The sequence below is a fragment of the Sediminihaliea albiluteola genome (assembly GCF_014077625.1).
In the GTDB taxonomy this organism is placed as follows: Bacteria; Pseudomonadota; Gammaproteobacteria; order Pseudomonadales; family Halieaceae; genus Sediminihaliea; species Sediminihaliea albiluteola.
Genome location: NZ_JACFXU010000013.1, coordinates 713,682 through 733,059, shown reverse-complemented (window position 1 = coordinate 733,059; position 19,378 = coordinate 713,682). Strand labels below are relative to the sequence as shown.

The window sequence follows — 19,378 nt, the reverse complement described above, 5'->3', positions numbered from 1 at the left end:
GCGGGAGGCAGGATCACTCCGCGACACGCCAGCAAGTACATCCTTGTAGGCTCGAGCTCGACGTCCTGTCTCGCACGGTCGCTGCGTGACCCTGCCACCCGCTGTCTTCAATTCACACTCCGAGTGATCTTGAAGCTTTGTTTTTATATTCCTGTGCTCAATAAGTAGCCGCATTTGGATATTAAGGTGTGGACGACGGTTTAGGCTGCAGGACCGTTGAGCGCATGGATGCGCGAACCGAGCCCCCAGGGATGGGTTCACGGCGTGTCCCTAAGCCTATTCCGTTGGCCGCGCCGCCACCGCAACAAATCGCTATGGAGTTTTTTTGGATCGCTTTGGGGCGCCTGCGGGAGGCAGGATCACTCCGCGACACGCCAGCAAGTACATCCATGTAGGCTCGGGCTCGACGTCCTGTCTCGCACGGTCGCTGCGTGACCCTGCCACCCGCCGTCTTCGATTCTTAGCTGGGTCGAACAATTAGCATTCAAGCTTGTTGGTGTTTGTGCCGTTGCTTATTAAGGCAGTGCACTTAAATGAGAAGGTGTGGACGACGGTTTAGGCTGTAGGACCGTTGAGCGCATGGATGCGCGAACCGAGCCCCCATGGATGGGTTCACGGCGTGTCCGTAAGCCTATTCCGTTGGCCGCGCCGCCACTGAATTAGCATAATCTATTTCAATTGGCTTTCTTGCAGAGATTGGGGCGCCTGCGGGAGGCAGGATCACTCCGCGACACGCCGCAAGTACGTCCTTGTAGGCTCGGGCTCGACATCCTTGTCTCGCACGGTCGCTGCGCGGCCCTGCCACCCGCCGTCTTCAATTCACAGTCCAAGGGATCTTGAAGCTTTGTTTTTATATTCCTGTGCTCAATAAGTAGCCGTATTTGGATATTAAGGAGTGGACGACGGCTTAGGCTGTAGGACCGTTGAGCGCATGGATGCGCGAACCGAGCCCCCATGGATGGGTTTACGGCGTGTCCGTAAGCCTAAACCGTTGGCCGCGCCGCCACCGCATCAGCTTACTACCGTGGTTCTTGGGTAGATTGTGGCCAAGGGACCTAGAATCCAAGGGGCGGGCAGCGGCGCCCTTGAAATACAGTATACTAGGGGCCATATCCTAATGCTTAGGGTACACAATACATCAGCAGAGTATGAGATAGAGAGTGAGAGTGGTACTGTGATTGATAGTCAGAGCAAAAGACAATGGCGCCTGGCCAGAGAAGATGAGCAGCGCGACGGTGGATTGGCCCTGCAGGAATCCAAACCAGAGCTCAAACGGCCACCGCTGTTCAAGGTTGTGTTACTCAATGACGATTACACGCCAATGGAATTTGTGGTCGAAGTGCTGGAAGTGTTTTTCCGCATGAGCCGCGAGCAGGCCACTCACGTGATGCTCACGGTTCACACCCAAGGTAAAGGCGTCTGCGGTGTTTACACCCGCGATATTGCCGAGACCAAAGCGGCACAGGTAAATCAGTACGCGCGGGAGAATGAACACCCGCTGTTGTGCGAGATCGAAGCATCGGAGGGCTGAGCCCTAGGGAGTCGTAGGTATGCTGAGTAAAGATCTGGAACTGACGCTGAATGAAGCGTTCCGCGGCGCGCGATCCAAGCGCCATGAATTTATGACGGTGGAGCACTTGTTGCTGGCCCTGCTAGACAACAATGATGCGATCCGTGTGCTCAACGCCTGCGGCGCCGATATTACCGCCCTGCGGGGCGATTTGGTGGAGTTTGTTGATGCCACCACGCCCTTAATTCCCGACGATGACGTCGAGCGTGAGACCCAGCCCACACTGGGCTTTCAGCGAGTGCTACAGCGCGCGGTTTTCCATGTGCAGTCTTCGGGTAAAAGCGAAGTCAGCGGCGCCAATGTATTGGTCGCGATTTTCTCCGAGCAAGAGAGCCAGGCGGTCTACTTCCTGAAAACCCAAAACGTGGCGCGCCTCGATGTGGTCAATTACATCACCCACGGCATCTCCAAAGTGGAGGACGACAGCGAAGGCGCTGCGCCGGGTGCTATGCAAGGGGAGGAGGGCGAGCAGGACGGCCCCGATGGCAACCCTTTAGACAACTTCACCACCAACCTCAACGAAGAAGCCAAAGCCGGGCGTATCGACCCGCTGATCGGCCGTATTCCCGAGGTGGAGCGGGTGGCGCAAATATTGGCCCGCCGCCGCAAAAACAACCCCTTGTTAGTCGGTGAGTCCGGCGTGGGCAAAACTGCCATCGCCGAAGGCTTGGCCAAGATGATCGTCGATGGCGATGTGCCTGAGATTCTCCAAGACAGTGTGGTCTATTCGCTGGATTTAGGCGCGCTGCTCGCTGGCACCAAGTACCGCGGCGATTTTGAAAAGCGCTTTAAGGGCTTGCTGGCCAACCTGAAAAAACGTGAAGGGGCGATTCTCTTTATTGATGAGATCCATACCATTATCGGTGCCGGCGCCGCTTCCGGTGGGGTGATGGATGCCAGTAACTTGCTTAAGCCGCTGCTGACTTCCGGTCAAATGCGTTGCATTGGCTCCACCACATACCAAGAGTACCGCGGCATCTTCGACAAGGATAAAGCCCTCAGCCGTCGCTTCCAGAAGATCGATGTGCTGGAGCCCAGCCCCGATGACGCCTACAAGATTCTCAAAGGCTTAAAGTCGCGCTTTGAAGAGCACCACGGCTTGCGCTACACCGATAAGGCTTTGCGCACTGCGACCGATTTGGCCTCGCGCTATATCACCGATCGCTTCTTGCCCGACAAAGCCATCGATGTGATCGACGAGGCCGGTGCCTTCCAGCAGTTGCAGGCCCCTTCCAAGCGCAAGAAAGTCATTGGCGTGAGCGATATTGAAGCGGTAGTGGCCAAAATCGCCCGTATTCCACCAAAAACCGTCAGCACCGACGACAAAGAAACCCTGCAGAAGCTGGAAAAGAATCTGCAGATGGTGGTCTTTGGTCAAGATCAGGCCATTAGCAGCCTGGCCACCTCCATCAAGCTGGCTCGGGCGGGTTTGCGCTCTGGCGATAAGCCCATTGGCTCCTTCCTCCTAGCGGGGCCCACAGGGGTCGGTAAAACTGAAGTGACCAAGCAACTGGCTAAACAGCTGGGCCTGGAGTTGATTCGCTTTGATATGTCGGAGTACATGGAGCGCCACACTGTATCGCGTTTAATTGGTGCGCCCCCGGGCTATGTCGGCTTTGATCAAGGTGGTTTGCTAACCGATGCGGTGACTAAGCACCCACATGCCGTCGTGCTGTTGGATGAGATCGAAAAAGCTCACCCAGAAGTCTTTAACCTATTATTGCAGGTGATGGACCACGGCACCTTGACCGATAACAACGGCCGCAAAGCGGATTTCCGCAATGTGATCCTGGTGATGACTACCAACGCCGGCGCGGAAAGCATCAGTCGCCGCACCATTGGCTTTACCCAGCAGGACCACAGTACCGACGGTATGGAAGCGATCAACCGTATGTTCACGCCGGAGTTCCGCAACCGCTTGGATAGCATTGTGCAGTTTGAGCCCTTGGGCGAAGACGTCATCCTCACCGTGGTCGATAAGTTCCTCACTGAGCTGCAAGGCCAGTTGGATGAAAAGCGGGTGTTGCTGAATGTGGATGAAGATGCGCGCTTGTGGTTAGTCGAAAAAGGCTACGACATGCACATGGGCGCAAGACCCATGGAGCGGGTGATTCAGGAGTACATCAAGAAGCCTCTAGCTGAGCTAGTCTTGTTTGGCGCTTTAGCCAAGCAGGGCGGTACCGCCCAGGTGCGACTCAACGAGGCCGGTGATGCACTGGAAGTAACGGTAGAGCAAGAAGAGGCTGCTTTAGAAGAAAGTAGCTAATGTATTAGCCTTCCTGAGCGAGCCGATCGTGCATAGCGATGATCGGCTTCGGTCAGGGGCAGAGCAAGCTAGCGCTCGCGGTAGGTGATGCGGCCTTTGGTCAGGTCGTAGGGCGTCAGCTCTACACGAACCTTATCGCCGGTCAGAATGCGTATGTAGTTCTTGCGCATCTTTCCTGAGATATGTGCGGTCACCACGTGGCCGTTTTCCAGTTCCACGCGGAAAGTAGTGTTTGGCAAGGTATCAATTACCTCGCCTTCCATTTCAATTTGGTCTTCCTTTGCCATGTGTTGGCTGTTCCTCAGCAAAAAATCAGTGGCGCATTTTGCCTTAAATGCAGGCTAAGCGCCATATCAATAGGGGGTAAATAGTACCCTCGCGGGCTTTAGGACGGGCTATGCAGGGCCCAAAGGTTGTTTTGGTACAGTTCTAGGGGCTGATAGTCGACTTTGTAGTCCATTTTGCGACAGCCCTTCACCCAGTAGCCCAAGTAGAGGTAGGGTAGGCCCAAGGCTTTAGTTTCTTCAATCTGCCATAAAATTGCAAAGCTGCCCAAGCCGCGCTTCTGCGCTTGCGGGTTAAAAAAGGTATAAATCGCCGACAGGCCGTCTAGCATTACATCGACCACCGCAACCGCCTGTAACTTGTTTTGCTCATCGTAGAAGCGGTAGTAGCGGGTGCAATCCCAGGCATCGTTCAAAAAGGATTCGTACTGCTCCCGGGTCGGCGGGAACATATCGCCATCGGCGTGGCGCTGCTCAATGTAGTCTTTGTAGAGTTGATAGGCCTCTTCGTCTTGAATGTCCTCTGTGCAAAGCACCCTTAAATCGCTGTTGCGCTTGAGTGTGCGGCGCTGGCTGCGGCTGGGCTCAAAGAGCGCCACCGGCACCCGGGCCGGCACACAGGCTTGGCAATTGCTGCAGTGGGGGCGGTAGACATGTCGGCCACTGCGGCGAAAACCCAGTGCCGAGAGGCTGCTATAGAGGTGGATATCGAGCTCCTGCCGCGGGTCGACAAAGAGCGTCGTAGCCTCTTGCTTGGCCAAGTAAGAGCAGCCGTGAGGGTGGGTGGTGTAAACCTTCAGATCGCGCAGTGATGAGCTCACAGTAGGGCTCCGCAGCTCGGGGGCAGGCGCCAGTCATTGCCGACGGTCTTATTCACCGTCTGGGCAAGAGCCTGCTCGAAGTCTCGTCGTGACATATTCCTAGCGCCCAAAGAGTTCATGTGCTCACTCTCCACCTGGCAATCAATTAAGTCAAAGCCATTGTTGCGCAGGATCTGCGTCAGCGCCACTAGTGCCACTTTGGAGGCATCGCTGACAGTGCTAAACATCGACTCACCAAAGAAAGCGCCACCCAAGGCAATGCCGTAGAGGCCGCCAACTAATTCATCCTCGCGGTAGACTTCAATCGAGTGGGCGAGGCCTTTGGCATGCATGGCGCAGTAGGCTTCGTGCATGGCGCTGGTAATCCAAGTGCCATCTTGCTGGCGGCGCGGGCCCGCGCAAGCGCTCATCACTTGGGCAAATTGTTGATCACAGCTCAGGCCAAAGCTATCTCGGCGCAGGGTTTTGCGCAGCGAACGCGATATATGCACTTGATCGGGAAAGAGTACGGAGCGCGGATCAGGACTCCACCACAGTAGTGGCTCGTCGTCCTGATACCAAGGGAAGATGCCCCGGCGATAGGCTCGCTCTAGGGTTGCTGGGCTGAGATCACCGCCAGCGGCCAGCAGGCCGTTGGGGTGATCAAATGCCTCAGAGCTCGGCGGGAAATCCTCGCCGGGAGCCAGTAGCCGAAGCAGCTGTTCAGACATCTAAGGGTTTTGTTGCCTCAGTGTTACTGATTATCCAAGTACTTCTCGGCGTCTAGGGCTGCCATGCAACCAAAGCCTGCAGAAGTCACCGCTTGACGGTAGATGTGGTCGGCCACGTCGCCAGCGGCAAATACCCCGGGCACGCTGGTTGCGGTGGCGTTGCCATCGGTACCGCTGTGGATGGTGATATAGCCATCTACCATGTCCAGCTGGCCGGCAAAGATATCGGTGTTGGGCTTATGGCCAATGGCGATAAAGACTCCAGCCACTTCAACTTCCTGGGTGCTGTCGTCCAAGGTGGACTTGACGCGCATGCCGGTCACGCCACTGTCGTCACCGAGGACTTCGTCCAGTGTGTGGTGCCACATAAATTTCACTTTGCCTTCGGCTTCCCGGGCGAAGAGACGGTCCTGGAGGATTTTTTCTGCGCGCAAGCTGTCGCGGCGGTGGATCAAAATCACTTCCGAGGCGATATTAGACAGGTACAAGGCCTCTTCCACTGCGGTATTGCCGCCGCCTACAACAGCCACCTTCTTGCCGCGATAGAAAAAGCCGTCACAGGTGGCGCAGGCGCTCACGCCTTTGCCAAGGAAGGCTTCTTCACTGGGCAGGCCCAGGTACTGGGCAGAGGCGCCAGTGGCGATAATCAGCGCATCGCAAGTGTAATTGTTGGTGCCAGTGAGGCGCATGGGCCGTGATTTGAGGTCCACTTCATCGATGTGATCGAAAATCACTTCGGTGTCAAAGCGCTCGGCGTGCTCTTGCATTTGCTGCATCAGCACCGGGCCTTGCAGGTCGGCTGGGCCGCCGGGCCAGTTTTCCACTTCGGTGGTAGTGGTGAGCTGGCCGCCTTGTTGCATCCCGGTGATGACCACGGGATTAAGGTTGGCCCGCGCCGCATAAACGGCGGCAGTGTAACCCGCAGGGCCAGAGCCAAGAATAATCAGTGGATGATGCTGCACATCGCTCATAGTTTCAGTTCCTGTATGCATGGAGTCTAAGGAAGATGGGGCCGCTTATGGTAATTTAAAGGGCAGCATTGGTCCAAGGCTGTAAAAAGCGCTCGGAAGATTCTAAATAACTCGCATAAGCTTCTGAAAAGCTTCAAAAAGTGGCAGAATAGGGGCTTATTAGCGGCCTATTTGTAGGAATTGACCGAACACGTGCCAGATACCACTAGCAACGCTCAGAGTTTTCTTGGTCCCCGCCTGCGGGAGGGCGCCTTTATCGGCGTGAGCGCAGTATGCCTGTATCTCTTGCTGGCACTCTTTACCTACAGCCCCTCCGATCCGGGCTGGTCGGCCACTGGCAGTGGCGGCAAAATCCTCAACGCTGGCGGCCCCACAGGCGCCTGGCTGGCCGATGTCACTTTCTCCTTAGTGGGCTTTGCCGCCTATCTCTTTCCGCTCTTACTGGCCTATCGCGCTGTGGTGATTTTTATCCAGCGCCACGAGGGCCGGCCCTTCGACTGGGTGACCATCGGTATTCGCTCCTTAGGCCTGGTACTGGTGATGATTGCCGGCACCGCCTTGGCCGCCATGAACGACAGTGGCTCATCGGGGCTACCCCAAGGGGCTGGCGGTATCTTAGGTCAAGCCATTGGCGATGCCTTTACCTTAGCCTTTAACCACATCGGCAGCCGCTTGATTCTGCTGGCGGTGTTCTTATTCGGCATGACCATCTTCACCGATTTGAGCTGGCTGGGCCTGATGGATCGCTTGGGTGCCTGGACCTTGCGCCTGATCAAGCGCTGCCGCGATGCCACCGTGGCCTTTGTCGATCGCCTGCGGGATCGTCGCGAGCGTGAAAAGGCTCTGGAAGCACGCAAAATCAAGATTGAGCAGCACGTCGAGAAAGAGAAAAAGCGTAAACCGCCTAAAATCAAGCCCCTCAAGCCCAAGCCAGAGCCTAGCGAGCGGGTGCAAAAAGAAAAACAGCAGCCACTCTTTGATGTACCGGTCAGCGGTGAACTGCCGCCTCTGGAGCTGCTCGATGAAGCCAACCACGACAACGACAAAGGTTTCTCCAAAGAGGCGCTGGAGAGCATGTCTAAGCTGCTGGAACTCAAGCTCTTGGATTTTGGCGTCAAAGCCGAGGTGGTGGCGGTCTATCCCGGCCCGGTGATTACCCGCTTTGAAATCCAGCCCGCGGCAGGGGTCAAAGTCTCGCGCATTTCCAACCTAGCTAAAGACTTGGCGCGCTCCCTTGCCGTGATCAGCGTGCGGGTGGTGGAAGTGATTCCCGGTAAACCGGTGGTGGGCATTGAGATTCCCAACGAGCACCGCGAGATTGTTAACTTCCGTGAGGTGCTCTCATCCAAAGCCTTTGATCAATCGCGCTCGCCGCTCACTTTGGCCCTCGGTCACGATATCTCCGGCGAGCCAGTGGTGGCCGACTTAAGCAAAATGCCCCACTTGCTGGTGGCAGGTACCACCGGCTCGGGTAAGTCAGTGGGCGTCAACGCCATGCTGTTGAGCTTGCTCTATAAATCCACCCCGGCCGATGTGCGCCTGATCTTGGTGGACCCCAAAATGCTGGAGCTCTCGGTCTACGACGGTATCCCGCACCTGCTAACGCCTGTGATCACCGATATGAAAGACGCTGCCAACGGCCTGCGCTGGTGTGTGGCCGAGATGGAGCGGCGCTATAAGCTGATGGCTGCACTGGGTGTACGTAACTTGGCCGGCTATAACCGCAAAGTGCTCGATGCCGAGAAGCAGGGCGAGCCGATTCCCGACCCTCTGTGGAGCCCCGATCCGATTTATGCCGAGACCGATGAAGAGCAAACAGCGCCCTCGCTGGATAAGCTGCCTTCCATTGTGGTGGTAATCGATGAGTTTGCTGACATGATGATGATTGTCGGCAAAAAAGTGGAAGAGCTGATCGCCCGTATCGCCCAGAAGGCCAGGGCGGCGGGTATTCACTTGATCTTGGCCACCCAGCGGCCCTCGGTGGACGTGATCACCGGTTTGATTAAAGCCAACATCCCCACCCGTATTGCCTTCCAGGTCTCATCGAAGGTCGACTCACGCACCATCCTCGACCAAGGCGGTGCCGAGCAGCTCTTGGGCCACGGTGACATGCTCTACTTACCACCGGGCTCAGGCCTGCCCAATCGGGTACACGGCGCATTTTGCTCCGACGAAGAAGTGCATCGCGTGGTGGCCGACTGGCAAAAACGCGCCGAGCCGATGTACATCGAAGGTCTCTTGGACGAGGGCAGCAGTACCCCAGTCACCGCTGGCGAGCTACAAGCTGGCGCCTCGGCTGATGATGAGGAACATGACGCGCTCTACGATGAGGCCGTGTACTATGTCACCCAGAGTCGCCGGGCTTCGATCTCTTCAGTGCAGCGCAAATTGCGCGTTGGCTATAACCGCGCTGCGCGCTTGATCGAAGCGATGGAAATGGCTGGCGTAGTCACCGAAATGGGCACCAATGGCCAGCGCGAAGTATTAGCGCCACCGCCGCCAGAATAAGTGGCCTTAGGCTCTCTTTATAGCGACAGTGAACCCCACGGCTTGCTGCAGGTCCAAACAAACACTCCAAACTAAAGCTCACCAATGGCCCAATTCATGAAGCAGATCTTCCGACCCCTTATCCTCATTAGCGCGTGCTGCCTGTCCCTCGGCGCTTCGCTCTTTGCCGCAGCCGACGACAGCGAGGCGCTTCTCGCCCAGCTTTCTGGCACCGAGTCCCTGCAGGGTAACTTTATTCAGCAGCAGTACCACAGTGACAGCAGCGTAGCCATTAAGAGCACAGGCCGCTTCAAATTACTGCGCCCCGGTTACTTTTCTTGGGAGATTGAGTCTCCCGATAGCCAGTTGATTATCGCCACTCCAGAGTATCTCTGGCAGCACGATCGCGATCTAGAAACCGTGACCCGTCGCCCCATGGGCGGTAGTCAAGCCATGAGTCCTCTGCAGGTACTAGGCGGCGATGCCGCGGCCCTCAGCGAGCAATATCAAGTCACCGCCCAAGGCCAGGGGCGCTTCTTACTGACGCCACAGGCCGAGCAAAGCGCTTTCAAGAGCCTAGTAGTCAGCTTTGCTCAGCAGCAGCTTATCGGCATGGAGATAGTCGATAACCTCGGCCAGCGCGTCGTGGTAGATTTTTCCCGCCTCGATCGCAGCCCACTCAGCGCTGCGGACTTTGACTTCAGTCCTCCACCGGGTGCCGACCTGTTTTACTATGATGAGTAAGGCAATGCGTTCAGCTTAATAGCCATGACTGGGCTGCTTGTTTAGCCATAGCAAGTAGCCACGGCTATCGCAAATAGCGCTGACAGTAGGGTGCCAACGAGCATATATTCGGCGAAGTCATTGTCAGCAAATTTCTTTAATCTCACCAAGCCTTTGGCTGCAATAATAAAGCCCAAGGCGCCCCAACCATTGCCACTGGCGAGTACGGCGAACATTAACCAGCGCTCTAAAATGCCGATCACGCGGCCGGCATTAAACTCCTCGTTGTCGGTTGACTCTTCTTCGCTACCGCTTCCATCCCTTGTCTTGGGTACTAGGTTTACGGCCTTCAATATAACGCGCATAGCGATGTTGACTTCGTTAGCCAGTACCAGGAAAGCTAGCAATACCGAGGCAACATGAAGCTGTCCCCATTGCTCTGGGCCAACTAATAGTTCTGCTAGCTTATCGATTCCCTGGCCTAAAGCCTCCGAAAGGGCGCTAAAAGTGAAGCCCTCCCAGATGAAAAGAAATAGCGCGGGAAAAAGAGCGAGACCAATAGCTGAGATTAAACGCCATCCCGAGACTGAGAGTTTATTTTCGAGTAGTGCCGAAGGGAGTGTAAAGAGCAGCACGGCTACTATGGCGGGAATGGCCATGCCCTGCCAGCCAAAGGCCAGCACTATCAGCGCAATTTGTATCGCAGTCAGCAGCTCTGCATAGCGCCAGCTAAGGGCTTCATCTCGGGAAAGTAGTGACAGCCTCGAGAGGAGAATCAAACAGAGGTAAATCTGATATTCAGCGTTCATTGCCCAGCCTCATCGCGTGGTTCATCCTCTGGCTGATGGCCTTGAGAATCTGCTCAATGCTCTCCAGCATGCCATCATTGATGTTTTTATACACGGCGACTTTGCTAATGCCCAGATCAAAGGCGATCGCTTCCACGGGTTCTGTAGCAAGATAAGCTTTAAACACTTGAAAACGCCTTTTCTTCCACTTGTTTTGTGCGTCAGAGAGCAAGCTGAGGGTGGGGGCGATCAAATCCATATCCGGCAAGCCTTCAACCCGATAGATATCCTCCCTGCCTTTCAAAAAACTGATCGCGTCCCGGGCCCGATAGAAAGCGGGGCCGTCCATTTCCAATGCGGATTCGCGGTTGATGTCGGTGACAATCTCTCCCAGCCCAAAGCCAAAGCGCAGCCTGACCGGAAACAGTTCTGCCTGCAGCGTGGTTAAGGCGGGCCATAGAGTCGTGGCGTCGGCAAACAGCGCTTGAAACTCGTCCCCAAGGGTTAGGGTGAAGGGCGACAGTAGCGATGGCGCGAACTCCTCATTGAGCGAGTGGAGGAGGGATTTAAGCTGTTTTTGCAATTTAGCTCGGTCTTTTGCCTCAAGACTTCGCGAATCACAGATATCTCCGATCAGGGCCAGGCAATACATGATGCGGATCTCCTTGGTTTTGAGCCGCTTAAGTAATAACAGTTAATTTTGCGATAATTAACCAATAGAATTGTTTTTAAACCAATATGGTGTAAAAGTCAAAATATAACCTATTTGGTTAATTATGCTATTTGCTAGATCTAGGCTAAGTAGAGCTGGTTTTAGCTCACTGAAAGCGCCTTTGTGATACCTTTGCCGGCAAGTTAAACAATACAGCTTGTAAGTTACGCTATACCCCTTGAGTTTATGCTGCGTAAAGCGTTGAAGCAGCGACAAAGAGAATCTCTGCTGCCGGTAATTGGAAACCGTTCTGGAATCGGTCTATGATCAAAACTTCAAATTCCCTTAGCTAACCAGAGTGAATCGTGACAGTTACAGAGGGTAAGGCTACCCAAATAGCGGCAGTAAATTATGTTCAGAGCACTTGAGAGCGGGGAGAGCGGTCAGGATGCCGCGGCTCTAAGTAGTAGCCTAAATAGTGATTTGCTTCTGGCATTATATCGGGGCGCTTTGTGCTCGCCACCTTGGCAAGAGTTTATAGACCTCCTCAGGAAGGAGTTGGGTGCTATGGCTGCGGCCTTAGTCCTCTATCCAAATACCGAATCTTCAGTTGAGATTCACGTCATCTCTAGCGATGAGCAGTACGATATAGATTGGGCGGCTGTGAATAGACGGTATATTAATACCTACCTTGATCTTGATCCCACTTCCTGCCTGATGACTGCCCCGGGCGATCTGAAAACCATCGATGAGCATAAGGACACGGCCTATTATCAAGAATTTCTGCAGCCATTAGGTGTGGAATACGCACTGAGGATGGGGTTTGCGGCCGCAGGGCGTAATTGTTGGATATCAGCTTGTAAAACCCGCGCTCAAGGTAATTTTTCTTCAGCAGCCAAGGCTAAGCTACAAGCACTTATTCCGCATCTCGAAGTGTCTTTGGAGAATTATGCGACGGTGATGTTGAGCAGCAGCGAAAGGTTCTTGTACAACACGGCTCTGCAAAATATGAACTTTGGGTCTTTTGTGCTCGATGCCGATGGGAAGATACTGAGTTGTAACACAGTCGCAGAGCATTTGACCCAACGTTACTCAGAGATCGCTGTTGAAAACGGCAAGCTTGCTATCAACAGTAATGTCGTTAACGAAACACTGCAGAGTCTATTAAGCTTAAGCAGGAAGAACTCAGCCACCGATGAACGGGAATCCAGAGTTATTCGGATCGACTGTGGAGCTGGTGGGTCTATTGGTATACTGCTCAAGCCGGTCTCTCGCGACAAGTATTTTACAGGTTTTGCGGCACCGGCGGTGGTGATTTATTTGAGTGACCTGGCCAGGCTGCAGCTTGCCAGTCATGAGGAGACCTTTGATAACCAAAAAATGATCTCTGCTCTTTTCGGCTTGACTGCTGCTGAGGCGAAGCTGACTCTATTGCTCGCCGATGGCCTGACACTGGCTGGTGCCGGCAGGATGTTGAGCATTGCAGAAAAAACAGCCAGAAATCATTTAGCACATATTTTTGAAAAAACGGGCGTGAACCGTCAAGTGGACTTGATCAGGTTGGTCTATCGCAGCGTGGCAGTTATGGGTGGCTAAAACTAAGCCGCTTAGCTCATGTCTCTTATCTGACTTTGCGAGTTCTCGCCCAGGGTTGTTTTCTGTCTAAAGTCTTCATTCAAGTGATGGCTTAGGTCGCCAACTAGGTCGATATACTCCACGCGTTCAGAAAAACGCCAGCGGCCATCGTGCAACTCAAAGCTATCGCGATAACGTCCAGCAATAATTGCTTGGAGCGCTAGCCCTGGGCAAGCTTGGAATACAGTAAAGCGCGATCGCGCTGTAGCTGTAATACCATCAGCGCCTATTTCAACATGCACGTTGCTTGTCAAATGTTGAGTCGCAGGCGTGGAATGAGTGTGATCTTGTTCAGCCTTATTGCCATTATGGTAAAACGTCACTGCTGCAAAAAACGCGCGCACCTGGTCTTTGCCATACGCCGTGTCATTGATGCCATCAACTCGAATTGTGGCGTGTTCAAAGAGTGCTGTTACTTCGTCGAGATCGCCACTGTCTAGTGCGTCAGTGTAGGCAAATATCAAGCCGCGGATTTCATTTCTTGCCTCGGATGGGTTTGTCATTTTTATGCCTTTATAATTTCGTAAGTAAAGATAAGTTCTTGTTAAGTTAAAAACTCAACACGATAAGCACTTAAATAGATGAGGCCGCTTCTTTTCCCGCAATCCTTCCGAATGCTAATGCATCGGCGATATGGAAGCCACCGTCTTTGCCCCAACTGTAAGTCGAACTTACCGAGCCTGCAGCATAGAGGCCCTGAATGGGGTTCTTATAAGGGTCAAGAACGCGCCCGCGACCATCGCGCCGTGGGCCGCCGTTTGTCCACCCAAGCAAGGGTGGACTGACTATGGCGTAATAGGGTGGCTCAGTGATAGGATCCAGAGTGTTGGGAAGTCTTCCAAACTGTGTGTCGCGTCCTGCGCTGCAGGCCTCATTATATTGTTGAATTGTCTCTTTGAGCCTATCGCTGTTAAGAGACAAAAGCGCTGCCAGTTCTGCGATCGAGTCTGCTTGTAGTATCCAGCCCTTTTCTATTTCGGCTGAATTATCCTTGCTCCAGTTATAGCCCGTCATAAGCGCCTGCCAACCTATCGGCAGGATGTCGCTGGGAGGGCTGAGTGGTCCTGCGCGGCGCATTTTTTCATCGAAAATCATGTGCATGCTATGCAGTGGGAATCTTTCGTAACGGCCGTGATGAACGACATGGCCGTGGCGGGGCCAGGCGGATTCATCAGCAAAACGACGTGCGTCGGGTGCCACATAAAGATAACTATTCGGCCCTTGGGGAGTCGGCAGTGCTAGGTAATAGCCAGCTTTTCCGTCGCCTTTTATGCCGGTAATCGTCAGCATGCTTTGCATATTCCAAAGGTCGGCTCCAATTTTTTGAGCCATGCGGTGACCGTCACCAGTGTTGGCCTGAGAGCCCCATAGGACAGTGTCTGCAAGTCCAAGATAATTGCGCACCATGTCTTCATTGGCTTCGAATCCGCCCGAAGCAAGAACCACGCCGCCGCGCGCCATCAGAGTGTGTTTTTGCCCATTTTGTTCAACTTCGACAGCGGTCACTCTGCCTGTTTCTGGCTCTTGCACGAGTGCCAAAGCCGCAGTGGAAAATCTTACACTGATGCCAAGCTTGATTACGGTGGAATGGAGAAAGTTATAGAGCGAAAAGTTGCCTAATTCATCGTCAATAAGGTCCATGCCACCGTAACAGTCACTACCCTCGAGTTCGGGATATTCTGGCGTTGTGTGATAATCCTTGCTAGTAACAACTTTGGCACCTAGCGAGCGCAACCAATCTGAGTTACGCTTCGTTTCAGTCGCCCAGGCTTCAATCACATCTTCGCTTAAAGTGTATTCTGCGCAGAGCGACCGAAGATAAGTGGCCGCTTTAACTTTATCTAAATTGACAAACCAGCCACCGCCCGAAACTCGCGTGTTTCCACCGGCTGTATCGCTTGTGCACTTTTCAATAACCAAGACTTTGGCACCTGATTGATGGGCGGCGATCGCAGCAGCGTAGCCTGCAGCACCTGCGCCAATGACGACTACATCAAATTTTTCATCTTGATTGGTTTTCAAAATACTCTCCATCACTATGATCTTATTATTGCGGGGCTGGCCTCGATCAACGCCCAGCTACTTTGGGCACATACTCAGGTCATGTACCGAAAAACTCAAATTTCATAATGACAATAAATAAGAGCTTACTGTTTAGCTATGGGTCAATTGACCCATTGTGATACTAACTCTTTGATAATAAGGTGAATAATTATTTAAGGACGGCGAGTTCTTGAAGGATAAGATAAAACCTATTTTCCTGTGGGGGCACTAAAAATGAATAATGAAGATAGTCGAGGATTAGCAGTGAACATGCAAAAGAAAACGATGGTGCTCAGTATAGCTATGGCAGTGGGCGCCTTCAGCTCTACGCATTTGCAGGCGCAAGGCAGTGTCAAAGCACTAGAAGAAGTAGTTGTGACGGCTCAGAAGCGTGAGCAGAGCCTGCAAGATGTGCCGTCTACCGTCAACGTGCTAAATGCTCAGGCGCTATCAGCGTCAACTATTACTGAGGTGAATCAGCTGTCTAATATTACCCCTGGTATCTTTATCAACTCAGACCAGGTAGGTAGGAATACTAAAATCAAAATAAGAGGTGTGGGGCCAGATGAAGGCTCAAATATACGGCCCTCAATCGGCTTCTTTTATAATGACATACCTTTAATGACTCAACTACAAGGCGGGCAGTCAGTAGCTTCCGACCTAGATTTGGGCGATTTAACTCGAGTTGAAATACTTAAGGGCCCCCAGTCCACACTATTTGGTGAGTCTGTGTCAGCCGGAGCAATAGCTTTCTACAATCAACGGCCACAGCTTGACGAAGGTTGGAACGGAAAGTTTTCTGTTAATTATGGCTCCCATGATAATCAACAGTATCGCGGGGCACTAGGCGGTGACGTAAGTAATACTATGGCATTCCGTATTGCCGCCTACGACAATCAGGTGGAGGATCAGGTAAAGAATACTGTTGATAATTCTCGCCGTAAACTGGAGTCAAATGGCTTTTCTGCTCAGCTCTTGTACGAGCCAATTGACAGCCTGCGGATGATATTAGAGTACAACCGAAGAAATAGTAGCCAAGCTGGTGGGGCGGTCGATGGACTGGATATTATTAGCTACGGTGTGCAGACCATTACGGAAGCAGAAAATAAAGGTATTAAATTAACATCGGCAGATCCTTTTGATCGAAAAGTTCAGATGCTCTTCCCGCTCACTGAAAAGATGAGAAATGAGCTGGTGTCACTGCATATCGATTATGATATTAGTGAAAACTGGAGTTTGACCTCGATTTCTGCGCACCAGATGAACCAAGACAAGTATGGCGGTAGTGCCCTATTGGGTGGCTACAATGCCAGCAATGGTGTTGTAGAAGGGTTTTATGCGCAAGGTGATCAGGAGATTGATTACACTACGTCGGAATTACGTTTAAATTACGACAGTCAAAACTTCACTTCAATGTCGGGTATTTTTGTATCTCGATATGACTCACCTGGTACTCGCGGAGATTTTGGCTACGTTTTCCCGGGGTTTGTCTTTCCTCTCGCTCAGTATATTGAGATTGAAAAAGACATGTATTCACTATTCACGCATAACTCATGGCATTTTGCACCAAAGTGGGAGCTTATAGCCGGCGCTCGTTACACATCAGAAAAAGGAGATGGAAGAAATAGCCTAGAGAACTTTCAGGGCATATATAGTGAGCAGCCACTTGATACGAGCGTCTTTGATAAAAGCTCTTCTAAAGAGAGTGCATGGGGCGGGACCTTGAAGGTTTTGTATAACTTAGATGACGATATAGTGCTCTATGCGGGAGTTGATCGCGGTTTTCGTTTAGGGGGCGTTAATAATCTTGGTGAACCCAATTACGATACTGAGATTGCTGTTAGCTATGAGGCGGGTTTGAAAGGCTATTTATTTGATCGAACTTTAAGGCTTGGAGCTTCTATCTATCATACAGACTACGATGGTTACCAGGCGGTGCTTTACAACTCTGAGGCTTTTTCCTTTATCACTCAAAATGCTGAAGTAACAGGGCAGGGTGTTGAGTTAGAGGTGCTATGGATGGCTACGAATAACCTTGAGCTTGCAGTCAATGCTTTGTACAACGAAGTTGAATACGATAAATACTTGGGTGCAACCTGCGATAACTACCAACTCGCTTTTGGCACCTGCCCGAACAACCCCGTTGAGGGGGCGCAGGATCTCAGTGGCAGGGAACTACCTGCTTCTCCAAAATGGTCTGGCAATATAGCGCTTCAGTATGAAGATGATGCGATGGACGGGTATTTCACCTGGCATCTGAGGGGAGAGTATGCCTATCGCGGTAATTCTTATGCGCATTCAGTTGGGCTTGGTGGCGATCCGATGCAAGTTATCGAATCCTATGGCTTATTCAATGCGAGCCTTGGCTTTGACTTTCCCGGTGGCTGGTCTTTGAAATTGTGGGGTAAAAACCTGGCCGATAAAGATTATTTCACTGACATTGCTCGTCAGCCAGTTGGAACTGAACCCGGCTATATCCAAGCTCGTATTGGCTGGGAGAGAAGCTACGGTGCGACACTTGGTTATGAGTTTTAGTCCTTTTTGAACTTAAGCCCTGTTTAGATGTTGTATAGGCGAACCAAACTTCGCCATTTGAACGGCGTAAAGGTAATTAATAGCTAGTAGAGGTTATTTGATGCCCAACCAAGATGATCAAATGAATCGGCGCTCCCTTCTCAAAGGTTCGTTGTTGGCAACTGCCGCTGTTAGTACCTTGGGTGCAGGGAGGGTGGTCGCTGCACCTAGCACTTATGAGCCGGCTGAAACTGCTAGCTCCTCGTATTCAAGACCTCAACAATGGGATCGAGAGGTTGATGTTGTGGTCATTGGCTCTGGTACTGGACTTGTGGCTGCGCTGGCTGCAGCAAAGGCCGGCAAGCGTGTCTTGGTATTGGAAAAAAATACTGCGCCAGGTGGGAATACGGTTGTGTCGGGAGGGGTTTTTTGGGTACCCAATAATCGTGTTATGAAACGCGAAGGATTGCATGACTCTCGAGAAATGTCTCTGCAATACTTAAATCAGTTAGCACAAGGTCAATCGAGTGATGAAATTATTGACGCTTTTGTTGATAACGGCCCCGATATGGTGGATTTTATTGAGGCCAACACTTCCCTAAAATTTCGCGTCTCAAAATTAATGGGGGAGGTCGCTGATTATCACCCTGAATGGAAAGGTTCGAATGTTAAAGGGCGTTCACTTGAGCCAGTGCAGGCGAGTGTAAGCATGGCGGGTGGCTTGCTTGTTACAAGTATATTGCAGGCATTTATAGATGCAGGGGGACAATTGTTAACCGCGGCACCCGCCAAGCGTTTGTTATTTAAAGAAAACTCACAAGGTCATCGTGAAGTGACCGGTGTAGTAGCTGAATACGAAGGCGAGTTGATCACGATTGCAGCTCGCGATGGCGTGTTGATGGCCAGCGGTGGTTTTGAACGAAACTCAGAAATGAAGAAGCATTTCTTACGTGGCCCATCACCTTACACATTAGGCGCAGAAACAAATACTGGGGATGGCATTCATATGGGCATGGCGGCTGGTGCCGACCTGCGCAATATGAATGAAGTGTGGGGGATCACTGTCTACAAAGGCGATGCGCAGGCCAATGGTCAATTGCTTGGAGGCATTGCTTTGGATGCTCAAATCGAGCGTCGCAATGCAGGCTGTATTGCCGTCAACCGTTATGGCGAACGTTTTTGCAACGAGGCGGCAGATTACGACTCCACATGGCGTTCTTATCATAGCTGGCAAAATTGGGGGGAGCTCGGCTATCAAAATTTGCCTGCCTACCATATATTCGATCAAAGATATCGAGAAAACTATCCGTTGGCAGGGAAGACCGTCGATGAGGCTCTACCAAGCTGGGTGATAAAGGCTGACTCACTTGAGGAGCTAGCAGAAAAACTATCGATTGATAAACAAGGCTTGAAAAAAACGGTAGAGCGCTTCAACGAATTTGCCACCAAAGGTGTTGATGAAGACTTTACGCGCGGAGAGAGTCTTTATGATACCTACGGTGTCAATGATCCAAAAAGAACCTTAGGTGCATTGTCTAAACCTCCATTTTACGGTGCCGAAATCAGCCCTGCTGATCTAGGTACATGCGGTGGCCTCCGCGTTAATGGCGAGGCACAGGTGATAGATGTATTTGGAAACCCTATCAAAGGACTTTATGCATCGGGAAATTGTGCTGGAGTAGGTTCACCAGGCTCACTCTATGGTGGTGGAGGTGGCACCATTGGCCCTGCAATGACCTTTGCATATATAGCTGGAAAGAGTCTGGCAAAGAGCTAGTTGCTTTTTTTAGGCTTACCTGTTTAAACCAATCAGGTTAAAAATAAGAAATTCAACCAAATAGATTAATTGTAAATGGCGCACTGAATGTCTTGGTTGCTGTGATGCTTGGTCACTCAAAGCGCCTTTGTGATACC

Annotated in this window: 16 protein-coding genes; 8 read left to right on the top strand and 8 right to left on the bottom strand. The window is 52.1% G+C overall.

Going from position 1 to position 19,378, the window contains the following annotated elements; genetic code table 11:
• The first annotated feature begins 188 nt into the window (after nt 1–188).
• The 3 genes from H2508_RS04275 (at nt 189) to clpA (ending at nt 3,836) form a co-directional block, all read left to right on the top strand.
• Nucleotides 189–395, top strand: coding sequence for a hypothetical protein (locus H2508_RS04275; RefSeq protein WP_182169171.1), 207 nt, complete (start codon nt 189–191; stop codon nt 393–395).
• A gap of 779 nt (nt 396–1,174) precedes the next feature.
• Nucleotides 1,175–1,531, top strand: coding sequence for an ATP-dependent Clp protease adapter ClpS (gene clpS / locus H2508_RS04270; protein WP_408014914.1), 357 nt, complete (start codon nt 1,175–1,177; stop codon nt 1,529–1,531).
• Nucleotides 1,532–1,550: 19 nt separating this feature from the next.
• Nucleotides 1,551–3,836, top strand: a complete 2,286-nt coding sequence (clpA, locus tag H2508_RS04265) for an ATP-dependent Clp protease ATP-binding subunit ClpA (protein ID WP_182169167.1) — start codon at nt 1,551–1,553, stop codon at nt 3,834–3,836.
• A 68-nt stretch (nt 3,837–3,904) separates the two neighbouring features.
• Here clpA and infA read toward each other — a convergent pair whose 3' ends face one another.
• The 4 genes from infA to trxB form a co-directional block, all read right to left on the bottom strand.
• A complete protein-coding gene (gene infA, locus H2508_RS04260) occupies nt 3,905–4,123 on the bottom strand; it encodes a translation initiation factor IF-1 (RefSeq protein WP_007227938.1) in 219 nt (72 codons plus the stop codon).
• 98 nt (nt 4,124–4,221) lie between these two features.
• Nucleotides 4,222–4,941: an arginyltransferase gene (locus H2508_RS04255; protein ID WP_182169165.1), complete on the bottom strand. Its 720-nt coding sequence runs from the start codon at nt 4,939–4,941 to the stop codon at nt 4,222–4,224.
• Nucleotides 4,938–5,651 (bottom strand): leucyl/phenylalanyl-tRNA--protein transferase, encoded by a 714-nt coding sequence (gene aat, locus H2508_RS04250; protein ID WP_182169163.1) that lies wholly within the window; start codon nt 5,649–5,651, stop codon nt 4,938–4,940. The genes H2508_RS04255 and aat overlap by 4 nt, the downstream gene beginning before the upstream one ends.
• Nucleotides 5,652–5,674: 23 nt before the next feature.
• Entirely contained in the window at nt 5,675–6,622 is a 948-nt protein-coding gene (gene trxB / locus H2508_RS04245) for a thioredoxin-disulfide reductase (RefSeq protein WP_182169161.1), read from the bottom strand.
• A gap of 192 nt (nt 6,623–6,814) precedes the next feature.
• Here trxB and H2508_RS04240 point away from each other — a divergent pair, with 192 nt between their 5' ends.
• Complete coding sequence (locus H2508_RS04240; protein WP_182169159.1) at nt 6,815–9,130, top strand: DNA translocase FtsK; 2,316 nt, start codon at nt 6,815–6,817, stop codon at nt 9,128–9,130.
• A 96-nt stretch (nt 9,131–9,226) separates the two neighbouring features.
• The gene (gene lolA, locus H2508_RS04235) at nt 9,227–9,853 is read left to right on the top strand and encodes an outer membrane lipoprotein chaperone LolA (RefSeq protein ID WP_182169150.1); all 627 of its coding nucleotides are present in this window, start codon (nt 9,227–9,229) and stop codon (nt 9,851–9,853) included.
• 41 nt (nt 9,854–9,894) lie between these two features.
• Here the strand turns inward: lolA and H2508_RS04230 are convergent, their stop codons facing one another.
• Both H2508_RS04230 and H2508_RS04225 read right to left on the bottom strand, forming a co-directional pair.
• Nucleotides 9,895–10,641 (bottom strand): hypothetical protein, encoded by a 747-nt coding sequence (locus tag H2508_RS04230; protein WP_182169148.1) that lies wholly within the window; start codon nt 10,639–10,641, stop codon nt 9,895–9,897.
• A complete protein-coding gene (locus H2508_RS04225) occupies nt 10,631–11,272 on the bottom strand; it encodes a SatD family protein (protein ID WP_182169146.1) in 642 nt (213 codons plus the stop codon). Before H2508_RS04225 ends, H2508_RS04230 begins: the two co-directional genes overlap by 11 nt.
• A 567-nt stretch (nt 11,273–11,839) precedes the next feature.
• Here H2508_RS04225 and H2508_RS04220 point away from each other — a divergent pair.
• Nucleotides 11,840–12,868, top strand: coding sequence for a LuxR C-terminal-related transcriptional regulator (locus H2508_RS04220; RefSeq protein WP_182169144.1), 1,029 nt, complete (start codon nt 11,840–11,842; stop codon nt 12,866–12,868).
• 11 nt (nt 12,869–12,879) lie between these two features.
• Here H2508_RS04220 and H2508_RS04215 read toward each other — a convergent pair whose 3' ends face one another.
• Together H2508_RS04215 and H2508_RS04210 are read right to left on the bottom strand one after the other, a co-directional pair.
• A complete protein-coding gene (locus H2508_RS04215; protein WP_182169142.1) occupies nt 12,880–13,410 on the bottom strand; it encodes a nuclear transport factor 2 family protein in 531 nt (176 codons plus the stop codon).
• 70 nt (nt 13,411–13,480) lie between these two features.
• Nucleotides 13,481–14,941, bottom strand: a complete 1,461-nt coding sequence (locus H2508_RS04210; protein ID WP_182170795.1) for an FAD-dependent oxidoreductase — start codon at nt 14,939–14,941, stop codon at nt 13,481–13,483.
• Between the two features lie 243 nt (nt 14,942–15,184).
• On the opposite strand from H2508_RS04210, the gene H2508_RS04205 reads away from it, so the two are divergent.
• Both H2508_RS04205 and H2508_RS04200 read left to right on the top strand, forming a co-directional pair.
• Nucleotides 15,185–17,485 carry a TonB-dependent receptor gene (locus H2508_RS04205; RefSeq protein ID WP_182169140.1) on the top strand — a complete coding sequence of 767 codons (2,301 nt, stop codon included), beginning with the start codon at nt 15,185–15,187 and terminating at the stop codon, nt 17,483–17,485.
• Between the two features lie 100 nt (nt 17,486–17,585).
• Nucleotides 17,586–19,241 (top strand): FAD-dependent oxidoreductase, encoded by a 1,656-nt coding sequence (locus tag H2508_RS04200; RefSeq protein ID WP_182169138.1) that lies wholly within the window; start codon nt 17,586–17,588, stop codon nt 19,239–19,241.
• Nucleotides 19,242–19,378: the final 137 nt, after the last annotated feature.